This is a genomic window from Dactylosporangium sp. NPDC051541, assembly GCF_044454505.1.
Taxonomy (GTDB): Bacteria; Actinomycetota; Actinomycetes; order Mycobacteriales; family Micromonosporaceae; genus Dactylosporangium.
On record NZ_JBITDU010000023.1, the window covers coordinates 1 to 26,687 of the forward strand.

Consider the following 26,687-nt stretch of genomic DNA (forward strand, 5'->3'; position numbering starts at 1 on the left):
CCGACACCCACCTGCACCACTGGGCATTCAACATCACCCAACACACCTGGACCACCAACGAAAACCTCGGCGGCACCCTCGCCTAACCACCACCAACACCGGCGGCCCCCGGCACCACGCCGGGGGCCGCTGACGGCCCGGGCCGCCGCCCGCCCCTACTTCCAGACCTGGGTGGCGACGCGGAGGAAGTTGCCGCCCAGGATGCCGGCGATCGCGTCCGGCGGGTACCCCCGATCGCGCAGGGCGTCCTCGATCGCGAAGAGGCCCTCGGGCGGCGTGAACCTGATCGGGCCCCAGGCGGTGTAGGCGGCCGGGAACAGGTGCGGGTTGCGGCGCATCTCGTCGTTGAGGTCGTCGCCGTCGAAGGAGAAGTCGGTGGACAGTCCGACGTGCTCCGGGCCGACCAGTTCGACCGCGTAGTCGATGTGGCGGACGAACGCGTCCACGGTCACATCGTTGGCGCCGAGGAAGATGCCGACGCCGGTGATGCCGATGACCCCGCCGGTCGCCGCGCACGCGCGGGCCTGCTCGTCGGTGATGTTGCGCGGGTGGTCCCACACGGCCCGCATGCAGGAGTGGCTGTAGATGACCGGCTGCTCGGAGACGGTGCACAGGTCGAGGCCGGTGCGGATGCTGCAGTGCGAGCCGTCGGCCACCATGCCGGCCGCGTTCATCGCCCGGACCAGGTCGCGGCCGTAGGCGGTGAGGCCCTCGTCGACCGCGTCGAGGCAGCCGTGGCCGGCCTGGTTGCGGTGGTTGTAGGTGGGCAGCATGGTGCGCACGCCGAGGTCGTAGAACTCCTGCACCCGGTCGAGGCGGCCGCCGAGGGGGCCGGAGTCCTCGAGGTCGAAGGCGACGGCCACCCGGTCGGCGGCGATGTCGGTCACCGCGAACGCCTGTCGCAGCCGCTCGGAGGCGGCGATCCGCAGGGACCAGGCCGCGATCAGGCCGACCACGTCGTCGTAGCTGTGCGGGGCGTAGCCGACGTTGACGGATACGTAGGCACCGCCGGGGCGCTGGTATCGGGCCAATTCCTCAAGGGCAGCGTCCGGGATCAACGGCAGGCAGCAGTGCTGTTCCCACAAAACCACGATGGCTCCCCGCGAAGACGGCAATGATCAATGTAGAGTAACCGGGTGGTCACTGCGGCGTTAACCTCGGGCAAAGCGCAGGCCGCCGACTACTGCCACAAGCGCGGGCCGGCCGAGGTCCGGTGCTTCTACGTGATCAACCCGTGGTCGGCGCACGGGGACTGGGCTCTGCGGGAGATCGTCCGGCCGGCGTTCCTGGCGCTGCGGGCCGAGCTCGGGCTCTCCGTCGAGGCCCTGCCCTATCAGGAGTTACCGGCCCCGCGGCCGGACCTGATCACCTACGTGCTCTACGGTCCGACCGATCCGCTGCTGATGTGCGACGAGGAGAAGGCCTACCTCGCCGCGCTCGCCGCCTCCGGGGTGCGCACCAACCTCATCTCCGCCTACGACCTGGCCGTGGACGGCACCGACCGGCCCGGCTACGAGCGGGCCGCGACGCTCGTGCCGGACCTGTGCGACGAGCTCGACGTCAACGCCATCTTCCCGGACCGGCTCGACCGGTGCCGCAACATCCGGACCAACACCTGGCAGGACGTCTACACCAACGTCATCGGCGAGACGATCCGGCTCAAGTACACCCCGGCCCGCAGCCTCGAACCGGGCGACTTCGCCGTGCGCCACCGGCTCGGCGCCGAGCACGCCGGTGAGATCGCCGAGCTGGCCCGGCTGCACCGCGAGCACCGGCTCTGGCAGCGCAAGCCGTGGACCGACGGGTCGATCGTGTTCGCGCACGACGGCTACTGGTACGTGTCGCAGACCCTGACCGACAAGACGGCGATGACCGCGGCCGACTTCGACCTGATCACCTCCTACGACGAGGGGCAGCAGGCGCTGACCTACACCGGGCCGCGGCTGCCGACGTCGGACGCGCCCGAATACCTGATGCTGAGCACGCTGCTGAGCATGCACGGGCAGCGGCCCCGGCTCATCGTGCACTTCCACCACCGCGAGCTGACCCGCGGCCGGCGCTACCGGGACCTCGTCACCGACGGCACCGTCGAGTGTGGACGGTTCGCGGCCGGCCGGCGGTTCTTCACGGAGCTGCGCGGGCGGCGCTCCGACTGGTTCATCATCCGCGAGCACGGGATGGTGTGGATCGGCGACTCGACGGCGGAGTTCGAGCAGTTCTGCCGGCGCGTGCTGCGCTGAGGCCCGCCCCGCTCACGGCTCGGGCGAGCCGGCCAGCAGCCGGACGGTGAAGCGGCCCTCCTCGTGGCGCAGGTCCACGTGGGCACAGCTCTGGTGGGCGATCCACAGGCCGAGACCGCCGGTCGGGGTGCGGACCGGGCGGATGCCCGCGAGCCGGCTGCGCGGGCCCGGGCCGGCGTCGGCCACCGTGACCAGGACCCGGCGCTCGGCGGTCCAGACGCGCGCGTCGACCGGCGGGGCGCCGTGCACGAGGGCGTTGGTCACGACCTCGGTCGCGGCCAGGACCAGACCCTTCAAATCCGGCGGGGGTACCGCACTGTGGGCCGCGGCCGCGATGACCGCCGCGCGCATCTCGGCCGGCATCGGGTCGGTGAGGTGGGCCCGGGGTGGGGTCGACTCCAGCGGGTCCCGCCACGCGGTGCGGCGGGTGCGCAGGAAGTCCTCGGGGTCGGCGAAGTCGGGGTTGGGCCGGTGCCCGGCGGTGGTCGCGATGTAGGGGTGGGTGCGCCGGACCTGCTCGATGACCTCCGGCGCGCACGAGCGGATGTCGTAGGGGCACACGCCCCACAGCGGCAGGTCGTCGTAGGCGTGGTTGATCACCGCCTCGTAGCGGGCCCACCAGTCCCACGGCACGCCGACGCCCGGGTGCGGGATCTCCCCGGCGACGCGGACCTGCCCGGCGCCGGCCGCCACGTGGCCGGCGACCAGCGTGCGGTAGCGGTGTATGGCGGTGGCCGGGCGGCTGTAGTGCTCCTCGCCGTCCAGGAAGTGCACGTTGCCGGCGAGCCCGGGCGCGGCCCGCAGCAGGGCCAGCAGGTGCGGGCGGAACGCGGCCACGACCGGCTCCCCGGCGGCCACGCCCCCGGCCAGGAACGGCGCGACGATCGCGACGAACTCCTCGTCGGAGGAGTAGAACGCGGCCTCGTGGAAGAAGCCGGGCAGCCCCGCCGGGGCGCCGGTCCTCACGCGTCCGCCTGCCGGACGAGGTCGAGCAGGCCGGTCATGCGCCGGCTCGCGCCGGTGAGCCGCAGGCCGCTTACGCGGCGGGTGAGGCGCACCAGCGCGGCGGCCGCGGCGACGTCGGCGAAGGTGAGCCCGGACAGGTCGACGGTGAGCGGATCGTCGCCGGGCAGGTCGGACCGCAGCCCGTCGAGGACGGCGATGAGCGCGGCCCGGTTGGCGATGTCGGCCTCCCCGGTCAGGGCCAGCCCGCGCGGCTCGGCGGTGTGCCGCATCCGCAGCTGCGGCGGCTGGGGATCGCCGGGCTCGACGGTGCCGGGGTGGGTGCCGATGTACCGCCGCAGCCGCACCGGCGGGAACGCGCCCCGGTCGTAGAGGCAGACCCCGCGGGCGAACCCGTCGGCGAAGATCCGGTTCACCTCGGCCTCGTACCAGGCCAGCCGCTCGGTCCCGGGCACGGTCCCGGTCGCCCAGCCCATGTCGGCGATGACCCGGACGCCGGGGTGGCCCTCGCGCTTGGCCGCCCCGATGACGGTGCGCCAGTCGTGGGCGACCCGCTCGGCGTCGAAGCGGCCGGTGGCCAGGTAGCTGTCGGCCGCGCTGCCGATCTGCAGCCGCCCGTCCCGCAGCGCGCCCGGGACCCGGGGGTCGGCGGCGGCCAAGGCGGCGGTGAACGCGGCCGGGTCGTCGGCAACGGTGCAGCAGATCACCTTGTCGCCCTCGTCGAGGCCGGTGCGGATGAATTGCTCCATGATCTGCGTGCGGACCCGGGCGCCGCTGAACGGGACGCAGACGTGGTCGCCGGCCTGCATGCCAGCCAGGGTCGCGGTACCCACCACGCTGTCACCTCACTCGCGGTACTCGGTCGGTCACACGGTACCGCGAATGATGATCCTCACCGATGCTTCGAGCGTGGTTCCATCCGCCCGGGCTACGCCACCCGGCCAGGTGGCGTAGCCGATCATCCGGTCAGCCCTTGACGGCCCCGGAGGTCATACCGGCCACGATCTGCCGGTTGAAGAACATGTACATGATCAGCGGCGGGACGGTGATGAGCAGGATGTTCATGAACAGCAGGTTGTACTGCGAGGTGTACTGGCTGTTGAAGTTGTAGAGCGTCAGCTGCACGGTCGCGTTCTGGTCGCCGGGCAGGAAGTACAGCGGGTTGGTGAAGTCGTTGAACACCGCGACCGACTGCACGACCACGGTGGTGATCGCGACCGGGCGCAGCAGCGGTAGGACGACCCGGAAGAACAGCCGCAGCGGCCCGGCCCCGTCGATGGTCGCGGCCTCGTCGAGCTCCTTCGGGATGGTGGCGATGAAGGCGCGGAAGAGCAGGATGCTGAACGAGAGCCCGAACGCGATCTCGACCAGGATCAGCCCGGCCATGGTCTTGAACAGCCCGAGGCCCTGCAGCACCCAGATCGTCGGCACCACCGCCGGCGGGATGATCAGGCCGGAGAGCACCAGCAGGTCGATGAGCCGGTTCCAGCGGCTGCGGCGGCGCTGCAGGACGAACGCGACCATGGCGGCCAGCACGACCATGCAGAGCACGCTGACGACGGTCAGGATGGTGCTGTTGATGAACGCGATCACCAGCATGTAGTCGCGGGCCTGGATCACGTCGACCAGGTTGCGCCACGGCTGGAAATGCTTGGGCCAGCTGAACGCGGGCAGCGCCGCGTCCTGCCGGTCCTTCATCGCATTGAGGACGATGAAGATGAACGGGACCACGAACACCACACCGGACACCAGAATCGCGGCCGCGCCGGTCAGGTGTCTTTTCACTGCTCGACCTCCTTGCGATTCAGGAACCAGTACAACGGAAGCACCACCGCGGTCACGACGAGGAAGAGCACGACATTGCCGGCCGTCGAAAGCCCGAAGAAGCCGCTCTGGTACTGCTTGTAAATCACGGAAGCGATGACGTCGGACGTGAAGCCCGGGCCGCCGCGGGTCATCGCCCAGATCAGGTCGAACGAGCGCAGACCGCCGATCAGCGACAGGATGATCACCGTGACGGTGGCCGGGCGGGCCAGTGGCAGCACGATGTGCCGGAAGTTCTGCCCGCCGCTCGCCCCGTCGACCCGGGCCGCCTCGAAGTACTCCTGCGGGATCGACACGATCCCGGCGATGTAGATCAGGGTGGCCAGGCCGACGCCCTTCCACACGTCGACCAGCGCCACCGACAGCAGCGCCAGGTGCGGATCGGTGAGCCACCCAGGGCCGTCGATGCCGACGGCCCCGAGCGATTCGTTGATCAGCCCGTGCTCCGGGTTCATGAGCACGGTGAACGTCAGCCCGACCCCGATGGTGCTGACCAGGACCGGGAAGAACACGACCGAGCGCAGGTAGCCGCGGGCCGACAGCTGCGACGTGAGCAGCACCGCCAGCAGCAGCCCCAGCACCACCTTCAGGCCGCAGGTGACGACGGCGTAGATGATGGTGTTGGTGAAGCCCTGCACCAGCGCCGGCTCGGCGAAGAACTGCCGGAAGTTGTCCAGGCCGATGAAGTGCGCGTCGAACAGGCTCCACCGGGTCAGGCTGAACCAGAACGACGCGAACGTCGGGACGAGGAACAGCGCGCCGTAGACCAGGGCGGCCGGCAGGTAGAACCAGTACGGGTAGGGGCTTCTGCGCATCGTTACCACCCGGGCAGGCCGAGCTGCTGGGCCTGCTTCTTGACGTCCTGGTCGTAGAGCGCGGCACCGTCGGCGGCCTTGCGGATGCCCGAGCCGATCTCGACCGTGATCTGTTCGAGGGCCGGGCCCTTCACCGGCGACAGGAACTCCAGCGCCGGGCTGTTGGCGCCGTTGTCGAAGTAAGGCTGCATGTCCTTGATCGGGGCGGCCACGTCGGCCGGCAGCGCGCAGCCCTTCACCAGGAACGGGCCGAACGGCGTGGTCGCCTTGGCCATCGCGTCGCACCCGTCCTTGCTGGCCACGAAGGCCAGGAACTTGCGGGCCGCGTCCAGCTTCTTGCCGCTCGTCGACTTCGGGATGTACACCCCGGCCGGCTCCCAGACCGTCAGCCCGTTCTTGCCGGCGTCGTCGCCCGGCAGCGCGAAGAAGCCGATGTCGTTCATCTTGCCCGGGGCCTGGGACTGGATGGTGCCGACCGCGAACGTCAGCATCGGGTAGTGCGCGGCCTCGCCGTCGGCCAGGTGCTTGATCCCGGCCTCCAGCTTGGTGGAGGCGAAGTCGCTGGTCAGGTAGCCGGCGTCGTGCACGTCCTGCAGCCGCTGGAAGCTCTTCAGCGCGGCCGGGGTGGTGGCGTACTTGGCCTTGCCGGCGGTGTACTGCTCGGCGAAGTCCGGCTGGGCCGCGGCCACGTTGTGGAAGTCGGCCAGCACGATCACCTGCGATGTCCACGTGTCCTGGTAGGTCTGCACGATCGGCGCGATCCCGGCCGCCTTGATCTTCGCATTGTTGCTCATGAAGTCGGCCCAGGTCTTCGGCACCTGCAGGCCGAGCTTCGCGTAGACGGCCTTGTTGTAGAGGATGCCGCCGCCGGTCGCGCCGCCGAACGGCACGCCGTAGAGCTTGCCACCGGCCGACACGGTTGACTTGAACGTGCCGTCCACGTCGCCGACGTAGGGCTGGTCGTCCAGCGGGACCAGGTTCTGCTCGGGCTTGATCCCGGCGAACAGCGAGCCGGAGTTGTACATGAAGACGTCGGTCATGTCCCCTGTGGACAGCCGGGTCTTGACGATGTTGTCGCCCTCGCCGCCCTGGGGCCGGGTCTCCACCTTCACGGTGACGCCGGTGTTCTTGGCGTTGAACGCGTCCGCGAGGCCCTTGGCGGTGGTCAGGCTGGCGTCGGAGTTGTCGGCCAGGAACGACAGCGTGGTGCCGTCGCCGCTGTCGCTGGAGCCGAGGTCGCCGGCGCTGCAGCCGCCGAGCGCCAGGGCGCCCGCGGTGATCACGGCCGCAATCTTTCGTTGCATTGGCTTACTCCTCAGGGGTGTCGAAGGGGTGAACCGGTTCGGACGGCCGGGGATCGTCCGCGGGGTTTCGGAATTCGCAGGTGTACTCGCTGAGGCCGGACCCGGCTTCGAAGGTCTTGTCGTCGCCGGGCAGTTGCACCTGGGCGGTGACCCCGGGCGGGAGAGCCACCTGGACGTGGAGCCGGTGCTCGGATCGCCGCCAGGCGACCTGGATCCGGCCGTACGGGCTGTCGTGCACGGCCTCGGCGCGCTCGAGGCCGCCGCCCGGACGGGGCCGGACGAGGACCCGGCGGTATCCGGGTGCGGCCGGGGCCAGGCCGGCGACGGTGCGGTGCAGCCAGTCGGCGACCGCGCCGAGTGCGTAGTGGTTGAACGAGGTCATCTCGCCGGGGTTGACGGAGCCGTCGGGCAGCAGGCTGTCCCAGCGCTCCCAGATCGTGGTGGCGTCCATGGTGACCGGGTAGAGCCACGACGGGCACTCGCGCTGCAGGAGCAGGTGGTAGGCGTCCTCGTCCGCGCCGGCCAGGGTGAGCGCGTCGCAGATCAGTGGGGTACCCGCGAAACCGGTCCCGATGTGGTATCCCTCGGCCGCGACCAGCTCGACGAGCCGCCGTCCGGCCCGCCGCCGCTGCTCCTCCTTCGCCAGCAGGCCGCCGGTCAGCGCGAGCGCGTAGGCGGTCTGGGCGTCACTGGCCAGGCGGCCGCTCGGCGTGACGTACTCGTCGTTGAACGCCTCCCCCACGGCGGCGGCGTGGGCGGCGTAGCGGGCCTGGTCGTCCTTCTCCCCGAGCTGGCCCGCGATCGCGGCCAGGAGCCGGGCGCTGCGGGCGTGCGCGGCCGTCGCCACCAGGCCCGGATCGGTGCGGGCGGCGGCCGGGCGCTCGGGCGGGGCGGCCGGGTCGAGCCAGTCGCCGAACTGGAACCCCTCGTCCCAGCGGCGGTGCTCGCCGGCGAGCGCGGCGACCTGGTCGACCCAGGCCCGCATGCTCGGGTACTGCGTCCGCAGGATGCCGGTGTCGGCGAACCGCTCGAACAGCGTCCACGGCGCGTCGACGGCGGCGTCGCCCCACACGGCGGCCGGCCGCGGCGGCCCGAGCAGCTCGACCCAGGGCACGTAGAACGGGACGGTGCCGAGCTCGGCCTGCTCGGCCGCGAGGTCGGCCAGCCAGGACGTGAGCAGCCCGGCGCAGTCGTAGAGGAACGCGGCGGTCGGGGCGAACACGGCCAGGTCGCCGGTCCAGCCGAGCCGCTCGTCGCGCTGGGGGCAGTCGGTCGGCACGTCCAGGAAGTTGCCGCGCATGCTCCACACGACGTTGTCGTGCAGGCGGTTGAGCAGCGGGTCGGACGAGGAGAACCAGCCGGTCCGGGTCATGTCGGTGTGGCACACGACCGCCTCGACCGTGGTGTCCCCCGGCCCGTCGATCTCCGCATAGCGGAAGCCGTGGACGGTGAAGCGCGGCTCCCAGGTTTCGGGCTCCGAGCCTTTGCGGGTGTACTGGTCCTGCGCCCTCGCCTCCCGCAACGGCCGCGTGTACAGCTCGCCGTCCTGCAGGACCTCGGCGTGGCGGAGGGTGACCGTGGTGCCCCGCTCCCCCGTCGTCGTGATCCGCAGCCGGCCGGTGAGGTTCTGGCCGAAGTCGGCGATCGTGCGGCCCGACGGCGACCGCGTGACCGACACCGGCTGCAGGACCTCGGTGCGCCGGACCGGTGGCCCGTCCGCGGCCACCAGCTTCGTCGCGTCCAGAGCGCGGGTGGTCACGCCGGCCCAGTCGCGGTCGTCGAACCCGGGCCGGGACCAGCCGCCGAGCTCCTGGCGGGCGTCGTAGCGCTCGCCGTCGTACAGGCCGGTGGCGGTGATCGGGCTCGGGGCCGTCCGCCACCGGCCGTCGGTCGTGATGACGTGCCGGGAGCCGTCAGCGCAGGTGATCTCGAGCTGCACCGCGAGGCCGGGCCGGTCGCCGTAGACGCCGCGCTTGCCGCCCCGGAACCCGAGCCTTCCGGCGTACCAGCCCTCGGCCAGCCAGCCGCCGATCGCGTTGGGCCCTTCGTGCAGCGCTTCGGTGACGTCGAAGGCCTGGTAGCGCAGCCGATGGTGGTAGCTGGTCCAGCCCGGGGCGAGCACGTGGTCGCCGACGCGGCCGCCGTTCAGCTCCAGCTCGTAGACGCCGTGCGCGGTCGCGTAGAGCCTGGCCCGGACCGGCTCGCCCGGCAGCTCGAACTCGCGCCGGAGCAGCACCGCCGGGCCGTCCGCAGCGGTTGTGCGCGGTCCGTCGATCAGGGCGGCCTGCCACTGCGCCGCCGGGTCGAGCAGGCCCGCTTCCAGCCGCAGCGGTTCGCTCACCGCCGAGGTCTCCGCGTCGGTCCACACGCGGACCGTCACCGGGCGCGCCTCGCGGGACGCCAGGGGCGGGGCCGGCCAGGCGACCAGGACCTGGTCCGCGGACTCGATGCGGCCCGTGGTCCAGTCGCCGATGGTGAGCTCGTAGGCGACCTGGGTGGCGCCGGGGGCGTCGGTCTCCAGGCGCCAGGACAGTCTCGGGCTCGGTGTGCCCAGGCCCAACGGTTCGCGGACGTGCTCGGCCCGCAGATCGGCAACGCGCATGGTGGGGTGCCTCGCTGATGAGAGTCTGTGAAACGATTCAACGCCCCGGCGGCGACCGGGCGGTGCAGTGGTTTGTGGGGTGTTTTTGTAGAGCGTTCTCCACATGTTGGTGCGTGCCTGTCGGCGTGTCAAGCGCGTGGATGTGTCGATTGTGTAGACCAATATCCGCCATCGGTCCGGGTGCTCGCCGCCCGCTACACTTCCGGGAGTGTGTAGTTCGTTCTACACAGTTGGCGCGAAGGAGCACGGGTTTGGACAGCGGTCGGCGGGCGACCATCGCGGACGTGGCCAGCCGGGCCAATGTGTCCACCGCGGCGGTGTCGAAGGTCCTGCGCAACGCCTACGGGGTCAGCCCCGCGATGCAGGAGCGGGTCCGGGCCGCCATCGCCGAGCTCGGCTACCGCCCGCACGCCGCCGCCCGGGGCATGCGCGGCCAGACCTACACCATCGGCGTGCTCATCCCCGACCTGCGCAACCCGTTCTTCCCCGAGCTCATCGAGGGCATCGGCGAGCACTTCGCGGGCACCGAATACCAGGCGCTGCTCGGCCCCGGCGGCAGCACCCCGGAGTCGCAGGCCCGCATCACCGAGGCGATGATCGACCGGCGGATGGACGGCCTGATCATGATCGCGCCGGTCGTGCCCCGGGGCCAGCTCGAGGCCACCGCCCGCACGATCCCGACGGTGGTGATCGGCCGCCACGGCCGCTCGACCGAGTTCGACGCCGTCGTCGACGACGACATGACCGGCGCCGGCCTGATCGTCGACCACCTGGCCGAGCTCGGCCACCGCCGGATCGCCCACATCGAGCACCGCGACACCACCCGCGGCATCCCGACGACGATGCCGCAGACGGTCCGGGCCGAGGGCTACCGCCAGGCGATGCAGCGCCACGACCTGGCCGGCGAGGTCGACATCGTCTCGTCGACCTACAGCCCGGAGGGCGGCTACGCCGCGGCCCGCGAACTCCTGGCCCGCCCGACCCGCCCGACCGCCATCTTCGCCGGCGCCGACGTGGCCGCGATCGGCGTCATCAACGCCGTCTACGAGGCCGGCCTGCGCATCCCCGAGGACATCTCGGTCGCCGGCTACGACAACACGACCCTCGCCGCGATGGGCCCGATCTCGCTCACCAGCGTCGACCAGGACGGCCACCTCATGGGCAGCAACGCGGCCCGGCTCCTGCTGGAGCGGGTCGAGGACAAGCGCCGCCGCTCGGTCCTGATGTCGCTGTCCCCGACCCTGGTCCCGCGCCGCAGCACCGCTCCCCCGCCGCCCGGGATGCGATAGTCGGTCGATGCGGGTGCTGCTGGTGGTGCTCGGCTGGCTGGTCATTGTGGCCGGGCTGGGCCCGATAGTCCTATGACATCGGAACGGCGCTTTCAACCCCGGAGACGCTGATGTGCTGATGTCCTACCCGGCGGGCAGAATGGGCGCGGGAGGTACAGATGAGCGACATCGCGGACGTTCCACCCGCCGTTGTGGGCCGGCTCCGGGCGATCTGCGGGGAACTGCCCGAGGCGTACGAGGAGCCGGCGTGGATCGGCCTGCGGTGGCGGATTCGCCGGCGGACGTTCCTGCATGTCTACACCACCGACGAAAGAGGGTCGGCGTACATCGATATAGACGATCCGGCCATCCTGATGACCTTCCGGGTGCCGCCCGAGGAGTTGGCCGCACTCGCGCATGCCGGCCCTCCGTTCTTCCGGGCCGATTGGGCAGTGAATGTCGTCGGAATGGTGCTGGACGACGAGACGGACTGGGTCGAGGTCGCCGAGCTGGTGACGGACAGCTATCGCGTGCAGGCGCCCCGCCGCCTCGCTCGATAGATCTCCAGCATGGTGAGACCCGTTCGGCGAGGCCGGAGACGAAGAACGCCGCCGCGTCGTGGCGGGTGCCGGGGACGGGATCCCCCACCATTGCCGGGACGCGCTTTTACTCGGTTGGGGTATCGGCCTCAAGCACGGTGAGGTCGCGCACCGCGTACCGGTGATGCTCGGCCTCTTCCTTGAGCACGACGCTGAGGCAGCGGCGTACGACGTAGTCCTTGTCCGGGTAAAAGTCGGCCGGCTTGCGACCGCATACCCGGTCGAGCCCGGCCTCGGTAAGCTCGTCGACGACCCGGCGCACCGTGGCCATGCGGGCGAGCCGCGGCGCGAGCACCTCGTCAAGCGTCGGGGTGGCATCGAGGGTGAGCCCGAGCTTCGCCGATACTTCGGCGGCCGGTATCCCGCCGCCCGGAAGGCCCAATTGGTGGTACGGCGCATCCTCCTCGAGCACGGCGTTGCCGATCCAGGAATCGCTGGCCATCAGCAGATGCCGCTGCGTCTCGACGAACGACCACTCGCCGTCGACCTGCTCGTGCAGCTTCGCCTCGGGCAGGCGCCGGGCGCGGTCGAGCGTCTCCTCCCATTGCTTCTCGATGGCATCCCAAGCGGCCCGGTATTCGGCGGCGGACGCGGCCTCACGGGCCAGCACCCGGTTGGGATACAGCCGATCGAGTTCGGCCTCGACATAGGCGGTCACGTCGACGTCATTGACGACGACACGCTCGAAGCCGCCACCGAGGGAGACGGTACCCCCATAGCAGTCCACGATCTTCAGACCGGTGACGTCGCAATCGCGAATCTCGAGGCCGGAGAGGTCGCTCTGGTAGATGCGGCCACCACGGAACTGGTCACCTTGAATGTCCTCAGCAGGCATCGGGACAGCCTTTCGTATCCGTCTCGCCCCCGCAAGTGAATGGCACAACGTGAGGGTTGCGGGTTGCGTCGGGGTGGGAGAGTGCGGGATCGAGCATCTTGGCGAGTGCTCGACGATCGATCTTGCCCGCGCGGTTGAGCGGCATCTCGTCCAGCCAGACGTAGACGCGTGGAATCATCGGCGCGGGTAGCCAATGACCCAGTTGGCTCCTGATCAGCTCGTCGGGTCGCCGTTCGCCGACCAGATAGGCGACGATGGCCGCGCCGGCCGGGGTGTCCTCGCGCAACAGTGCTGCCGCGTCGACCACGCCTCGGCACGCGCGCAGGTTGTGCTCGACCTCGCCGATCTCAACCCGGTACCCACTGACCTTGATCTGGTCGTCGATTCGGCCGACGTACACGTAGTTCCCGTCCGGCTGAAGCCGGACGTTGTCGCCGGTGGCGTACATGCGCTCGCCGGGCCTCTCGGCGAACGGGTCCGGGAGGAACGAGGCCGCCGTGCGGCCGGGATGGCCGAGATAGCCTCTGGCAAGACCGGCGCCGGCCAGGTACATCTGGCCGGTGTCGCCGGCCGGGACGGGGTTCAGCTCCTCGTCGAGGACATAGGTTCGCACGTTGCGGATCGGGCGCCCGATGGGGACCCACTGCGGGGTCGAGGCGTCACAGGGATACCACGTCGCGGCCACCGAGGCCTCGGTCGGGCCGTAGCCGTTGTGGACCACCAGCGAGTCGTTGCTGCCCAGGTCCGGCCCGTCGAGTTGGGACCCGCCGGTGATGACCAGGCGCACGCCGGCCGCGGCCAGCCGGGGAAGCAGGGACGTCCCGTACGGCCCGAGCACCGCGGCCGGGACTTCCAGCGCGGTCACGCCGAGCGCGCGGACGGTGCGCAGGATGCGGTTGGCGGGCAGGTCGCCGCCGTCGGCGATGGCGACGCAGGCGCCGAAGCAGAGCGGCATCAGGCAGTCGTGCATGGTGCTGTCCACGGTGAGCGCGGTCGTCCACAGCATCACGTCGTCGGTCCGGATCAGGTCGATGTCCTCGAACGAGGCGATGATCAGGTTCAGGATGCCTTCGTGCGGCACGCCGACGATCTTGGGCCGCCCGGTCGAGCCCGACGTGGTGAGCGCGTATGCCAGGTCGAGCGGCCTCGGCGAGGGGAGCTGCGTGGCGGCGAGGCTGTCGTGGCTCGTCTGCGGGCCGGTTATGTCAATGAGCTGGGCACCGGGCAGCCAGTCGACCGGCGCGGTAGCAAGGACGCGTCCGCAGCCGACGTCGTCGAGCACCCCGCGATTGCGCAGCGGCGGATCGTCGGGGCTCATCGGCAGACACGCCGCGCCGCTTCGCAGGATGGCGACGATGCCGATCAACGCGGCCGGGCAGTGCCGCGCGATGAGACCGACGATCGGTCCGGCGTCGTCGGCCACCAGCTGCCGCGCGAGTCGCGCCGTCAGCCGATCGAGCTCGGCATAGGTCCACGAGCGGGCCGAGGTCCGGATGGCCGTGGCCGCCGGCCGGTCGCGAAACTGGCGCTCCAGGAGATCGACCAGGGTCCGTGCACCCGCGGTCCGGGCCGACCGTCGAGAATCCTGCACCCATGCACCACCTATCGACTAAGTTTGGTCGCCCAGCGACCAGCGGATCGCATCGGGGAGCATCGACTCCCACGCCGCGTAGGTATGGCCGCCTTCCCCGATCGCGCTTCGTACGACATGTCCGTCGGCCGCGAGCTCGTCGGCTGTGCGTTCGGTCGCTTCCACCAAGCTGAGTCCGTCGTCGAGGATGATGTCCTTCTCCTCCCGGCTCGCGGACAGGAAGAACCGCGACCCGCCTCTCGACCGGTCGGGCCGCGCCGGGCCGAGCCGATGTTCGCTCAGCGGGCCGGAGATGGCCACGGCGCCGTCGAAGCGATCCGGCCGGCGCAGCGCGGAGCGGATCGCCGTGACCGCCCCCAGACTCGCGCCCACCGCGACGGCGCGGCCGACCGGCCGGTTCCCGAGCCAGGTGCGCAGGTAGGGGAGCAGCTCGTCGGCGAGCGCGTCGACGATCCCGTCGTCGAGGAGCTCGCTGCGGCGGGTCGACCACTCGCTCGGACTCAGGAATATCGCCGCGGTGGTAGGGATCCGATCCTGCAGGGAGAGCCGGTCCAGAATCGCCGGCAGGCGCATGATCTCCACGAACTCGGAGCCGTCGAGGACGACCAGCAACGGGAGGTCGGCATGCTTCCGGAGCGGGTTTTCGGTGGAGATGAACAGATCCACGCGTCGGCCGCCGGCGAGCTTCTCGCCGCGCCAGGTTCGCTGGACGAGCCGGTCCGCACGCGAGGCCGCGCTGAGGTCGGGCAGGCTCTCACGCAGGATCGCGGCCGCGTAGCTCGCAGGCGTCCGATATTCCAGCATCAGCTGCAACGGCACTTCGCGGCCGAGTTCGCGGCGGACCGTCGCGGTCGCGCGCGGCACCAGCAGGGAGTGCCCGCCCTGGTCGAAGAAGTCGTCGGAGGCCGACAGCGGCCGGCCGAGCACGGCGGACCATGCCGCGACGACCCGTGCTTCGAGCCCGGTCGCGGGCGGCAGGTCCACTCCGGCGCGCGTGGTGGCGGTGGTGACCGGTGGCAGCGCGGCGCGGTCGAGCTTGTTGTGCGCGGTCAGGGTGAATCGGGGGATCGTGACGAAGTGGTCCGGGCGCATGTACGCGGGCAGTGTTTCGCGGAGCATGTCACGCAGCGCCCCCACGTCCACCGATCCGGCCGCCACGATGTAGGCGACCAGCGCGGGACCGGTCGCCAGGGTGGCCCGGACGACCGCCGCCGCGGTGATATCGGGATGGCGCAGCAGGGCGTGTTCGACCTCGCTGGTCTCGATCCGGAAGCCACGGATCTTGACCTGGTGGTCGGTGCGGCCGAGGAAGTCGATGGCTCCGTTCGGCAGGTAGCGGCCCAGGTCTCCGGTGCGGTACATGCGCGACCCGGGCGGCCCGAACGGATCGGGAACAAACGACGCCGCGGTCAGGCCGGGGCGGGAATGGTACCCCCTGGCCAATCCGTCGCCAGCCAGGAAGATCTCGCCGCGCATGCCGACCGAGACCGGCTGGAGATCCCCGTCGAGGATGTAGGCACTCGTGTGTGGGATGGGGCGGCCGATCGGAACTCTGCCCGACCACGGCCCGCCTTCGAACACGGTGGCCAGCACCGTGCACTCGGTCGGACCGTACGACGCCACGACCCGGCAGCCGGGTAGGAGTCCCTCCACCAGGGCGAAGCTCCTCGGGTTGACAACGTCGCCGCCGACGACGAGCTGGCGCAGCCCGGACAGGATGTGAGGATCCTGCTCGACGAGGATGTCGAGCTGCGGAGAGACCAGCTTGAGCGTGGTGACCTGGTGTTCGCGAAGGACATCCCCCAGACCGTCGAGGAGGGACCCGGGATCGGCGACCACCACCCGGCCGCCGTGGGCCAGCGGCGCCCATTCGAGCACGGCGACATCGAATGTCAGCGGACCGGTCTGGAGAAACACCGATCCCGGGCCCACCTCGAGATAGTGCGGTGCGCCGTCCACCAGTCGGCTCAGGGCTCGATGTGAGATCGCCACCGACTTGGGGTTTCCGGTCGATCCGGATGTCGATATCAGGTAGGCCAGACTGTCCGGAGCCGGGAGAGTCGCAAGATTGCCGGTGGCGTATCCGGTCAGGTCCGGGCGGCCGTCACCGATTGTGAGAACCGGCGTCTCCATCGAGGGCAGGCGGGCCAGAAGCGGTGAGCCGACGATCATCAGGACGGCGGCGGCATCCGACATCAGGAGGCGGACCCGATCGGCTGGGAAGTCGGGGTCGACGGGCAGGTACGGTGCGCCGCATTTGGCCAGCGCGAGCAGCACCACGAAGCGGTCGACGGTGCGTTCCAGGCAGACGCCGACCACCTTCTCCGGTCCGACGCCCAGGGTCAGCAGGTGTCGGGCCAGCCGGTTCGCGCGTTCGTTCAGCTGCCCGTAGGACAGCGGGCCGCCGTCGCCGACCACCGCCGGCGCGTCCGGCGTGCGGGCGGCCCGGGTCTGCAGACGTTCGACAACGGTGGTCCCGGATGCCGGAGTCCGATCGTTGCCGCGCCGCAGCAGCGTGCGGTCGGCCCGGGTGAGCAGGTCGAAGTCGCGCATCGGCGCGTCCGGCGTCGCCACGCCCAGTTCGAGCGTGCGGATGTAGCGGTCCGCGAGCGTGGCGATCGTGGCCCGGTTGAACAGCGCGGTCGGATACACGAAGGTCGCCCGCAGCCGCCCATCGACGATCCGAGTGGTAAGCGAGAGGTCGAACCTGGCCGTCACCGGCAGGTCGGGTTCCCACCACACCGGCGCGTCCGGATCCTCGGCCAGGTCATCCCGGTCGCCGGCGTGATTCACGACGACGTCGAAGATCGGATTGCGGTGCGCCTCCGACCCGGCGTTGAGCGCACCCACGATCTGCTCGAGCCGCGCGTCCTGGTGCGCGTCCGCGGCCATCCAGGCGTCCCGGGTTCGGGTGATCGCCTCGCGAAAGGTCAGCTCCGTCGTGGTCAGGTCGACCCGCAGGATCATGGTGTTGATGAAGAACCCGATCAGATCTCGCAGGTCCGGGTGTGTCCGGTCGGACACGATGGCGCCGATGACGACGTCGGACTGGCCGCAGAAGGCCCGCAGCGTCGCGACGAACGCCGCACTGACCACCATCGCCGGGCTCGCGCGCGTACGCCAGGCCAGGGCGGTCATGGCCGCCGTGGCCTCCCTCGGCAGCTCGAGGACGACCGTCTCGCCGACCGCGTCGGTCGCCGTGGGCCGAGGCCGATCCAGGGGCAGTTCCAACGGTTCGTAGCCGGCCAGCGCCTCGGTCCAGTAGTTCAGCTGGGATCGGAGCAGCTCGTCGGTCAGGAAGTCGCGCTGCCACCGGGCGTAGTCGCCGTACTGGACGGGCAGCCCCGGCAGGCGCGGTGTCCTGGCCGTCAAGGCCGCCTCGTACAGCTCGAACAGATCCCTGGCGAAGACGTCCATCGACCACCTGTCGGTGATGATGTGGTGCATCGTCACCAACAGGCCGGGCCCGTCGACCAACTCCGCGGCCACCGCTCGAAACAGCGGGGGCCGCGCCAGGTCGAAGGGGCGCACGGCAGCCTGTTCGACGGCTTCCGGCCAGTCGGGGCCGGCCCAGACGAGCGGGATCTCGACATGGTCGACGATCTCCTGGGTGACCGCCCCGTCCGGCGACATGAGGAACTTCGTCCGCAGGATCTCGTGTCGCCGCACCAGGGCGTCGAGGGCGGCGAGCAATGCCTCGCGGTTCACCTCAGCCGGAAACCGCCAGCCACAGCTGATGTGGTACTGGTCGTGCGACGAGTCCAGTTGGCGCAGCCACCACATTCGCTCCTGTCCCGCCGACAACGGGAATTCGCTCGCCGTGCTGTCGCGAAACGGTGGAATCGGGTTCCTCGGGCGCGACTGGCGTGCCGGCATTGCCATCCCCAAACTCGTGCCTATTTGCGCGAACTCTCAACCGCCGCGGATATCGTGTTGATGCTGCGGAAGGTCGCCTCCTTGAGCGCCTCCTCCGGCAGCTCGATCTCGAACGTGTCCTCAATGGACAACATCAGACCCAGGCAGGTCAGGGATGTCATGCCCAGGCTCCAGAGATTGTCGTCAGGGCGAAGATCCTGGCTGTACCCGTTCAGGTTGAGCTGCTTCGTCACGAGGCTGCGAACGGTGTCCGCGACCGATGGTTGATAAGCGGGCATTGCTACCGCGTCCCCCCGGTGCCGGCTGTGACCCCAGCCGGTTGGGCCACGTCGCTATCGCCCTTGAAGGTGCGCAGATAGCGCGCGACACGACGTGCACCATGCAGGTTCCCCTGGGCGTACCAGAGAATGTCGGGGCCCAGGCCGTAATCGACGCCGAGTTGCTCATAGGTCTGCCCGGCCATGGTCCGGTAGTAGTCGGTGAGCTGCGAGGTCGTCATCTGTGGTGCGGCCTGCGCGCCGGTCTCGAACCAGGCGGCAAGGCTGTGTGTGACATATTCATCGATCGACCACTCTACGGTCCTGGTCGCCACCGGCTTGCGCATCGGCTGGAAAATCGAGTCGATGATTCCGGACTTTCCCTGCAGTTCATTGGCGACGTGCTCGGCCAGCAGGGGCGCGCAGTGGAAGCCGTCACGGTAGGTGCCCGTCATCAGATACAGGCCCGAGGGTGGCATCCAGCCGATCAACGGGAATCCGTCGAGCGTGACGGGGCGGTTGCCGGTGCACCATTTCGTGACCTCGTGGGTGGCGGCCCGCTCGTCGAGCTGGTGCATTGAGTACTGGGCCAAGAAGCGGACGTCGGCCATCCAGGTGACACTGGAGATGGTGTTCACCAAGCGGTTGGTCGCGCCGTAGTACTCCAGCCCGCCGCCTTGCGGCACCACGTGCAGTCCGCAGGCGAAACCGCGATTCGGCGTCCGGACCACGCTGGTGAACGGCTCACCCCCCGTCCGCTTGGCGATCATCGCGAAGCCGAGCCCCGGAAAGGTCGGCATCAGATCGGGCACGTCGAACACGGTTCGCACCAGCGACTCACTGTGGATGCCGGCGGCCACGACGACAGCGCCGGCTTCGATGAGGTGGCCGTCGTCCAGCTCGACCGCGGTCACCGCCTCGTCGCTGCCGACCAGCCTCTTTACCGTCTGATCGAGCAGGATCGCTCCGCCATGGCGCAATCGGCGTTCCAGCGCCGCCAGCACCCCGCGAGCATCCACGGCCCCCTCCGCCGGCAGATGAATGGCACGCAATGCGCGCGACTCCGTCCGGGGGTTGTAACCGGGGATGTCGGTCGGGTCGATCTCCTTCCACGGCTTGTCGTACTGGTCGAGGGCGTCGATCATCGCGGCGAAGTTCACCGTGTCCAACTCGGCTCCGACCGAGTTCAGGATGATGTGCGACTCCGTCGTTGTCTGCAACGGCCGGTCGGATGGCGCGAACTCATCGAGCCGCCGCAGCGTCTCGGGCCATTTGTCATGGGCGGAAATGCCGAGCTCGAACCTCGTCCGCGCGGCGTTGGTCCGCAGCGATTCGGTCGTGGTCTCACCGAAACAGCCGAGCATCGCACCGGCCGCCTGGCTGGCGCCCGTGTCGCGATGACTCGGACCCACTACCACCACTGATCCGACCTGGCGCTCGACCAACTCGTCAGCAAGAAACATGCCGAGCGCGCCGTTGCCGATGATCACCACATCAGCCTTGGTCGGCCTCTTGGCGCCAGCGGCGAATACGAGATCAGACGACCTCATGGTCGGATTGGACACCCCGGGCTCCTCAGATTTGGATGACGACACTCAGCGCGTGATCAGAAGTCGAAGATGTAGAGGCCGAAGTTCCGGTCGGAGACCAGGACGTAGTTCTTCTCACCGATCTTGTGGACTTTGACGCCCCAGAAGTCGATGCCGGGCTCGCGGAAGGCGCCGACCTCCCGCAGGCCATCGCTGCCGTAGCTCAGCACCCGGAGGCCACCGGCGAAGAAGGTCGCGTACACCAGCCGGCGATCGGGGTCGATCGCCACGTGCGACGCCGAGAAGTCGCCGAAGCCGGTGCCGTACCTCGGGTCCTGTGACTCGGGGATGGCGTACGTGTCGATCTGGGTGACCGAGCCGGTGCCGCTGCCCGGGATGTCCGTCTTGTACAGCCGCAGGTAGCCCCAGCCTACGAACTCCGACTTGACATCGGTCGCGCAGATCTCTGGATTGGCCGGTGTCGGGGTGTGGCCGGCGGTCTCCTCGGTTACGTCGGGCACGCCGAGAAGCCGCAGACCCGTCAGGCGGTTGACGAACATCAGCGGGATCGTTCCCCTGGCCGCCGTGGGGAACTGCTGCATAGCGTCCGGCCCCTGGTGGTTGAAGATGATGCCCGCGCTGTAGCCGGCCGCGGTGATGGCATCCAGCTTCTCCTGGAACGCGCATCCCGGGGCCGACCCGCCGGTCAGGATCGAGGCGTCACGCTCGATGAGCGCGATCCCGCGCCCGGGCGCCACGGTGCCGGGGCAGCCGGAGCCGACAAAGGTGGGCGTACCGGAGATGGGGTGCTCGGCATTGACCGGTGCCGAACCCGAGCTCCAGGCCGCGACGTACTCGGTGCCGGCGTGCGGGCCCGATGTGATCGTGCCGAAAAGGCGATAGGCTTCGATGTTCTCGTCGGCGCCCACCAGATACTCGGCGTCGGGCGAGAGGTCGTGATGGTTGGCGTTGCCCTCCGGCCAGATCTGTTGCCCGCGCTTGGCCCGCTCCTCGTCGAATTCGGCGTACTCGGTCCGGGCAATCAGCGAGACGTTGCCCGGCGTCGGGTCGGTGACGTCGAGCAGCACGTACCCGCCGTCCCAGTACGTCGCGGTCATGACGTACCGGTCGCCGACCCGGCGTACGTCGACGGCGTGCCCGAACACCGAGATGAGGCCCTTCGAAGGGTCTCCGGTCACATGGAACGGTGCAATCCTCAGGTCAAGGGCGTTGACCATCACCGGGTTACGGGGATCAGTGATCTCCATGATGACGATGTCGGTGGTGGGCTTGTCGGTGACGAGACTGACGTAGGTGCGGCTGGTGGAGCTGTCCGTCCAGGCGCAGGTGTAGTACGCCGCCAGGGCCTGGTCCGCCGGCTCATTGTGCGAATCCGTGTAGTCGCCGGCGTGGGCGGCGAGGAGCTGGGCGTGCTCTGGGTCGGAAACGTCCCAAATGCTGATGCCACCCCGCTGGCGCGGCTCGGTCGGATCGGGTGCATCGGCCAGGATGTAGTGTTCGTGGGGGTGGATGAACAGCGCACCACTGAAGTACTCGTTGGCGATCTCGATCACGCACGGACCCTCGCCGACGTAGTTGCCATTCGTGGTCTCGATGAACGCGCCCTCGGCCTCGAAGGGCGCTTTCGGGTCGCTGATGTTCATGACGTAGGCGCCGGTCCGCACACACGTCGGATGCCGGTAGACCGTGAGGAACGCGTAGTCGCCGTAGGCAGCCACGTCCGCGATGTGACGCGCGAGGCCCGCACCCGACGGGTTGGTGACCGTGGCCTTACCCACCAGCGTCACCCCGTACGAGACGGACGGCAGGTGCCCGTCAGGCTCCCGAGCGCGCCAGACGAAGCCCTCGCCCTGGACCACATCCGTGCCGGTCATGTGCGCCTCCCATGTGTGCCTCCCGACCACGCGTGCCGTCCAACGACGCGTGCCGTCCAACGGAAGGATGCCGTCGGCGGCCCCGGGCTGTCCCGTCGCCGGTTCACGTGACTGCGATGCCCCGCGTGGCGCGGCCTAAGGTCCGTCTCAAACAGAGGGCGAATCGGGAGACGGACGCGTGGACATCGGTACGCTCGCAACGCTCGTCTGCGCCATTCTCGTGATCATTGTGGTGGCCCGGCTGCTCGGGCTTTTGTGCCGGCGGTTCGGGCAGCCGGAGGTGATCGGCGAGATCGTCGGTGGCATCCTGCTCGGTCCGACCCTGTTCCACGGCGCGATCACCCGTGAGCTGTTCCCGACCGACATCCGCCCGGCGCTCAAGATGCTGGCCACCGTCGGGATCTGCGTCTTCATCTTCCTCGTGGGGCTGCACCTGGCCGACGGCGGCCTGCGCGGGCAGGGCCGAATCGCCGTCGCGCTGTCGCTCGGCTCGATGGTCGTGCCGTTCGTGCTCGGCACCCTGTTCGCGATCGGCATCGTCGGCGACCGGTCCGGCCGGGCCGCGGTGCTCTTCTGCCTCTTCGTCGGTACGGCGATGTCGGTCACCGCGTTCCCCGTCCTGGCCCGGATCCTGACCGACCGCGACCTGATCGACACTCCCATCGGCGGGTTGGCGCTCGCTACGGCCGCGGTCGGTGACGTCCTCGCCTGGTCGATGCTCACGGTCCTGGTCGCCCTCGCGCACGGAAGCACGCTGCCGTGGCAGGTGCTGCTGGTCCTGCCCTTCGTGGCGATCCTCGTCGGGGTGGTGCGACCGCTGCTGGCCAAGCTGGCGGAGCGCACCCCCCGGACCCCGGTACGGAGCCGGGCGGCCAGGGTGAGCCTCGATGCCGGACTGGCGATCGCGATCGCCGCCGCCCTGGTGCTGTCGTGCGCGGCGACCTCGTGGATGGGGCTGCACGAGATCTTCGGCGCCTTCCTGCTCGGTGCGGTCATGCCCCGGACGGGCGCGGCGGCCCTGCGCGCGTACGTGCTGCCGTGGATCGAGCGCATCGACCGAGTGGTGTTGCTGCCCCTGTTCTTCGTGGTCGCCGGTTTCGCGGTCAACCTGTCCGGGATGGACTGGCGGGAGGTGGGCCTGCTGCTGTTGATCCTGCTGGTCGCCATCGGCGGCAAGATGGCCGGCGTCTTCGGGACCGCTCGGCTGTGCCGGGTGTCCGTCCGGCACAGCTTCGGGCTCGCCCTGCTGATCAACACTCGCGGGCTCACGGAGCTGATCGTGCTGGCGGTCGGCCTTCAACTCGGCCTGCTCGACCAGCGGCTGTACTCGCTGATGGTCGTCATGGCATTGGTCACCACGTTGATGCCGGGCCTGCTGCTGTCCTTCGTCTACCCGAAGCAGGCGACCCGGGAGCGCGAGTCCCGGCCGGTCACACCATTGCTGGAAAGGGAGTCGATGCCATGAATCCGTTCGTTGCGGAGGAGGTCGATACATGAACCCGTTCGACGACCCGGAGGGCCGATTCCTGGTGCTCGTCAACGACGAGGAGCAGCACTCGCTGTGGCCGAGCCGCCGGGCGGTTCCCGCCGGCTGGCGGACCGTGTACGGCGAGGACAGCCGGCAGGCGTGTCTGGACTACGTCGAGCAGCACTGGACCGACCTGCGTCCGCTCAGCGTGCGCTGAGCGGACCCCGCGCCGCCCGCAGAGAAGGGACAGCCCGTGCGTGCGATCTCCGATCTCCTGGAGGAACTGCGCTTGGCCGGCATCCAGCTGTGGCTGCAGGACGGCCGGCTGCGATACCGGCCGGCCGGCGCACTGGACGGCGAGCGGCTGGCGGTGCTCCGTGAGCGGCGCGACGAGCTGATCTCCGCGATACGCGCCGACCCGGCGCCGGCGGCCCGGCCGGACAGCATTCCGCTGTCCGAGCACCAGCAGGGCATGTGGTTCCTCGATCAGATGGGCCTGCTGGGGCCGGCGTACAACCAGACGTCCCTGCACCGCATCGCTGGTGATCTGGACGTGGCGGCCCTGCGTTCGGCCATCACGGAGATCATGCGGCGACACGAGATCCTGCGGACCGCGTTTCCCGCGCGCGACGGGATCGGGGTACAGGTGGTGGAGCCGGCCGGCGACCCCCGCTTCACCGTCCTGGACGTGTCCGGCCTGTCCGTCGCCGAGCAGGACCGGTGGTTGGACGACCGAAAGCGGATGTACGCGGAGTACCGGTTCGACATCTCCGTGGCGCGTAACTTCCGCACCGAGCTGATCCGCTTCGGCCCGGCCGAGCACGTGCTGGTTTTCCGCTCCTACCACCTGGTGATCGACGGGTCTTCGTACGCCCACCTCTTCCACGAGCTGCGCACGCTCTACGCGGCGTACCGGACCGGGATCCCGTCCCCGCTGCCCGAGCTGACCATGCAGAACGCCGACTACGCACTGTGGCAGCACGGCCGGGATGGTGCCGTGGCGGAGCGGCATCTGGACTACTGGAAGGAGCGGCTGGCCGACGCGCCGCACGTCTTCGACCTGCCGACGGACCGGCCCCGGACGGCGGTCGCCGACCTCGCCGGCGGCATGGTCGAGGTGCCGGTGCCCGCCGAGGTGGCCGACGGGCTGCGCCGGCTGGCCCGGCGCGAGGACACCACGCTGTTCATGGTGCTGCTCGTGGCGTTTCACACGCTGCTGTACCGGTGGAGCGGGCAGACCGACGTCAACATCGGGATGATCGCCGACGGGCGGGCGCACCCCGACGTCGCCGCCAACATCGGCCACTTCGTCAACCCGGTGGTGCTGCGGGCCGACCTGGCCGGGCAGCCGACCTTCACCGGGCTGCTCGGCCAGCTTCGGCCTCGGCTGGTCGAGGCCCTGGAGCACCGGCACGTGCCGTTCGACCGGCTGGTGGCCGAGCTCCGGCCGCAGCGGGACCTGGCGGTACATCCGCTTTTCCAGGTGCTGTTCACCTACCTGGCGGCAGAGCCGTTCGACCTCCTCGACGGGCTGACCGTCACGCCGATCGAGCCGGGCGAGCCGAAGGCGATGTTCGACCTCACGCTCTCGGTCTCGGAGACCGAGGCGGGGGACATGTCCGTCGGCATGGCGTACCGGACCGCGCTGTTCGATCGCTCCACCGTGCAGCGCCTGGCCGGCTACCTGATCAACCTCCTCACCGCGGTCGTCGCCGCACCCGACGTGTCGATCGACGACCTGCCGCTGATGTCCGCCGGGCAGCGGCACGAGGTCCTTGAGGTCTGGAACGACACCGCCAACCGGTTCGACGACGGCAGCTGCCTGCACCAGGTGATCGAGCGGCAGGTCGCCGCCGCGCCGGACGCCACCGCGGTGGTGTTCGAGGGCCGGGCGCTGACCTACCGCGAGTTGGACCAGCGAGCGAACGCCCTGGCCCGACACCTGCGCGAGCTGGGCGTCGGCCCCGACGAACGGGTCGGCATCGCGCTACACCGATCGCTGGACCTGGTGGTCGCCAACCTGGCGGTGCTCAAGGCCGGCGGAGCCTGTGTGCCGATCGACCCGACCTACCCGATGGCCCGCCAGCAGCTGATCGTCGAGGACGCGGCACCGCGACTGCTGATCCGCGATCAGGACGGACCGGACAGGGCCGCCGATCCGGAGCCGGTGCTGGCGCTCGACGTGTTCGGTACACCGTGCGACGCGACCGGACCGCCCAACCTGGCCGACCCGGCCAACATTGCCTGGGTGCTCTACACCTCGGGGTCCACTGGCCGGCCCAAGGGCGTGGCCATGTCACACCGGGCCCTGCACAACCAGGCACAGTGGCAGCAGCGCCAGGGCCCCGGCGGACGCGGACGCACGCTGCAGTGGGCCGCGCTCAGCTTCGACATCTTCTACCAGGAGATGGTGACCACGCTGTCGGTCGGCGACACGCTCGTCCTGGTCAGCGAGGAGGTCCGACACGACTTCGAACGGCTGCTCGACGTGATCTCCGAGCAGCGGATCGAGCGGATATTCATGCCGTTCGTGGCCCTGCGGGGGTTGGCCGAACTGGCCGTGCGCCTGGACCGGATCCCGCGGTCGCTGCGTGCGGTGCTCACGGCCGGCGAGCAGCTCCAGGCCACCCCGGCGATTCGAACCTTCTTCGAACAGATGCCCGCCTGCACCCTGTACAACCAGTACGGACCGATCGAGGTGCACCTGGCCACCTCCCACCAGCTCGACCCCGATCCGACGACGTGGCCGGAGCTGCCGCCCATCGGCCGGCCCTTCGACAACGTGCGAGCGTACGTGCTCGACGCCGAGCTGCGGCTGGTGCCGCCCGGCGTCGCCGGCGAACTGTTCGTCGGCGGCCTCGCGCTGGCCCGCGGCTACCTCGGTCGCCCGGAGATGACGGCGGAGCGGTTCCTGCCCGACCCGTTCGGCACGGGTGCCCGGATGTACCGCACCGGCGACCGAGTCCGCTGGAACGCCGTCGGCCAGCTGGAGTTCATCGGCCGCCTCGACGACCAGGTAAAGATCCGCGGGTTCCGGGTGGAGGTCGCCGAGATCGAGGCGGTGCTCACCGGCGGCCCGGGCGTGCGGGAGTGCGCCGTCTCCGCCCACCGCCACGGCGCCGGCGACGTACGCCTGGTCGCCTATGTCGTGCCGGACTCGGACGCCCCGCCGACCGGCGCCGAACTCCGCGCCTTCCTCGCCGACCGCCTGCCCGACTACATGGTGCCGGCCGCCTACCAGCCGGTGACCGAGCTGCCGCGTACGCCCAGCGGGAAGCTGAGCCGGCGGTTGCTGCCGCAGCTGTACGACGGGCCGGAGTGGGCCGGGGCGGCCCAGTACGAGTCGCCGAGCACGCCGATGGAGGAGCACATCGCCGCGATCTGGGCCGAGGTGCTGGCCGTGCCCCGGGTCGGGCGACGCGACAACTTCTTCGAACTGGGCGGGCATTCGCTGCTGGCGGTCACCGTCGTCACCCGGCTCAGCGAGATTGTCGGGCGCACGGTCGCCCTGCGCGCCCTCTTCGAGGCGCCGACGGTGGCCGCCCTCGCCGGCCGCCTGAGCGACGCCGAAGAGCGATGAGCGGCTCGGGCATACGCGAGCCCGGCCGGGTCCCATCGGAC

The 26,687-nt window shown here is 70.0% G+C and carries 19 protein-coding genes; 6 read left to right on the forward strand and 13 right to left on the reverse strand.

What is annotated here, in order from left to right:
• Positions 1–155: 155 nt before the first annotated feature.
• On the reverse strand, positions 156–1,091 hold the full coding sequence (locus tag ACIA8L_RS50820; RefSeq protein ID WP_395916648.1) for a dipeptidase: 936 nt from the start codon (positions 1,089–1,091) through the stop codon (positions 156–158).
• A 45-nt stretch (positions 1,092–1,136) separates the two neighbouring features.
• Between ACIA8L_RS50820 and ACIA8L_RS50825 the strand changes: the two genes are divergently transcribed.
• Positions 1,137–2,240 (forward strand): hypothetical protein, encoded by a 1,104-nt coding sequence (locus ACIA8L_RS50825; protein ID WP_395916649.1) that lies wholly within the window; start codon positions 1,137–1,139, stop codon positions 2,238–2,240.
• 12 nt (positions 2,241–2,252) lie between these two features.
• Here ACIA8L_RS50825 and ACIA8L_RS50830 read toward each other — a convergent pair whose 3' ends face one another.
• From ACIA8L_RS50830 to ACIA8L_RS50855, 6 genes are all read right to left on the reverse strand, one after another.
• Positions 2,253–3,206: an anti-sigma factor RsbA family regulatory protein gene (locus ACIA8L_RS50830; protein ID WP_395916651.1), complete on the reverse strand. Its 954-nt coding sequence runs from the start codon at positions 3,204–3,206 to the stop codon at positions 2,253–2,255.
• A complete protein-coding gene (locus ACIA8L_RS50835) occupies positions 3,203–4,039 on the reverse strand; it encodes an MEDS domain-containing protein (protein ID WP_395916653.1) in 837 nt (278 codons plus the stop codon). The genes ACIA8L_RS50830 and ACIA8L_RS50835 overlap by 4 nt, the downstream gene beginning before the upstream one ends.
• A gap of 130 nt (positions 4,040–4,169) precedes the next feature.
• On the reverse strand, positions 4,170–4,988 hold the full coding sequence (locus tag ACIA8L_RS50840) for a carbohydrate ABC transporter permease (protein WP_395916655.1): 819 nt from the start codon (positions 4,986–4,988) through the stop codon (positions 4,170–4,172).
• The gene (locus ACIA8L_RS50845; protein WP_395916657.1) at positions 4,985–5,842 is read right to left on the reverse strand and encodes a carbohydrate ABC transporter permease; all 858 of its coding nucleotides are present in this window, start codon (positions 5,840–5,842) and stop codon (positions 4,985–4,987) included. The genes ACIA8L_RS50840 and ACIA8L_RS50845 overlap by 4 nt, the downstream gene beginning before the upstream one ends.
• Before the next feature lie 2 nt (positions 5,843–5,844).
• Positions 5,845–7,146, reverse strand: a complete 1,302-nt coding sequence (locus ACIA8L_RS50850; RefSeq protein WP_395916659.1) for an ABC transporter substrate-binding protein — start codon at positions 7,144–7,146, stop codon at positions 5,845–5,847.
• 4 nt (positions 7,147–7,150) lie between these two features.
• A complete protein-coding gene (locus ACIA8L_RS50855; protein ID WP_395916661.1) occupies positions 7,151–9,748 on the reverse strand; it encodes a family 78 glycoside hydrolase catalytic domain in 2,598 nt (865 codons plus the stop codon).
• A gap of 251 nt (positions 9,749–9,999) precedes the next feature.
• On the opposite strand from ACIA8L_RS50855, the gene ACIA8L_RS50860 reads away from it, so the two are divergent.
• On the forward strand, positions 10,000–11,037 hold the full coding sequence (locus ACIA8L_RS50860; RefSeq protein WP_395916663.1) for a LacI family DNA-binding transcriptional regulator: 1,038 nt from the start codon (positions 10,000–10,002) through the stop codon (positions 11,035–11,037).
• 158 nt (positions 11,038–11,195) lie between these two features.
• On the forward strand, positions 11,196–11,576 hold the full coding sequence (locus ACIA8L_RS50865) for an MmcQ/YjbR family DNA-binding protein (RefSeq protein WP_395916665.1): 381 nt from the start codon (positions 11,196–11,198) through the stop codon (positions 11,574–11,576).
• 106 nt (positions 11,577–11,682) lie between these two features.
• Here the strand turns inward: ACIA8L_RS50865 and ACIA8L_RS50870 are convergent, their stop codons facing one another.
• The 6 genes from ACIA8L_RS50870 to ACIA8L_RS50895 are packed head-to-tail and all read right to left on the reverse strand — an operon-like array spanning position 11,683 to position 21,598.
• Positions 11,683–12,450, reverse strand: coding sequence for a DinB family protein (locus tag ACIA8L_RS50870; RefSeq protein ID WP_395916667.1), 768 nt, complete (start codon positions 12,448–12,450; stop codon positions 11,683–11,685).
• Positions 12,440–14,041: an amino acid adenylation domain-containing protein gene (locus ACIA8L_RS50875; RefSeq protein WP_395916669.1), complete on the reverse strand. Its 1,602-nt coding sequence runs from the start codon at positions 14,039–14,041 to the stop codon at positions 12,440–12,442. Before ACIA8L_RS50875 ends, ACIA8L_RS50870 begins: the two co-directional genes overlap by 11 nt.
• 18 nt (positions 14,042–14,059) lie before the next feature.
• Complete coding sequence (locus ACIA8L_RS50880) at positions 14,060–17,923, reverse strand: amino acid adenylation domain-containing protein (protein WP_395916671.1); 3,864 nt, start codon at positions 17,921–17,923, stop codon at positions 14,060–14,062.
• 14 nt (positions 17,924–17,937) lie between these two features.
• Positions 17,938–18,195 (reverse strand): phosphopantetheine-binding protein, encoded by a 258-nt coding sequence (locus ACIA8L_RS50885; protein ID WP_144122864.1) that lies wholly within the window; start codon positions 18,193–18,195, stop codon positions 17,938–17,940.
• 2 nt (positions 18,196–18,197) lie between these two features.
• Entirely contained in the window at positions 18,198–19,739 is a 1,542-nt protein-coding gene (locus tag ACIA8L_RS50890) for an NAD(P)/FAD-dependent oxidoreductase (protein ID WP_395916673.1), read from the reverse strand.
• A 41-nt stretch (positions 19,740–19,780) separates the two neighbouring features.
• Positions 19,781–21,598, reverse strand: coding sequence for a hypothetical protein (locus ACIA8L_RS50895; protein ID WP_395916675.1), 1,818 nt, complete (start codon positions 21,596–21,598; stop codon positions 19,781–19,783).
• Between the two features lie 178 nt (positions 21,599–21,776).
• Here ACIA8L_RS50895 and ACIA8L_RS50900 point away from each other — a divergent pair, with 178 nt between their 5' ends.
• The 3 genes from ACIA8L_RS50900 to ACIA8L_RS50910 are packed head-to-tail and all read left to right on the forward strand — an operon-like array spanning position 21,777 to position 26,646.
• Positions 21,777–23,063 carry a cation:proton antiporter gene (locus ACIA8L_RS50900; RefSeq protein WP_395916677.1) on the forward strand — a complete coding sequence of 429 codons (1,287 nt, stop codon included), beginning with the start codon at positions 21,777–21,779 and terminating at the stop codon, positions 23,061–23,063.
• Between the two features lie 28 nt (positions 23,064–23,091).
• Entirely contained in the window at positions 23,092–23,283 is a 192-nt protein-coding gene (locus ACIA8L_RS50905) for an MbtH family protein (protein WP_395916678.1), read from the forward strand.
• Positions 23,284–23,319: 36 nt separating this feature from the next.
• Positions 23,320–26,646, forward strand: a complete 3,327-nt coding sequence (locus tag ACIA8L_RS50910) for an amino acid adenylation domain-containing protein (protein ID WP_395916680.1) — start codon at positions 23,320–23,322, stop codon at positions 26,644–26,646.
• The last annotated feature ends 41 nt before the right edge of the window (positions 26,647–26,687 follow it).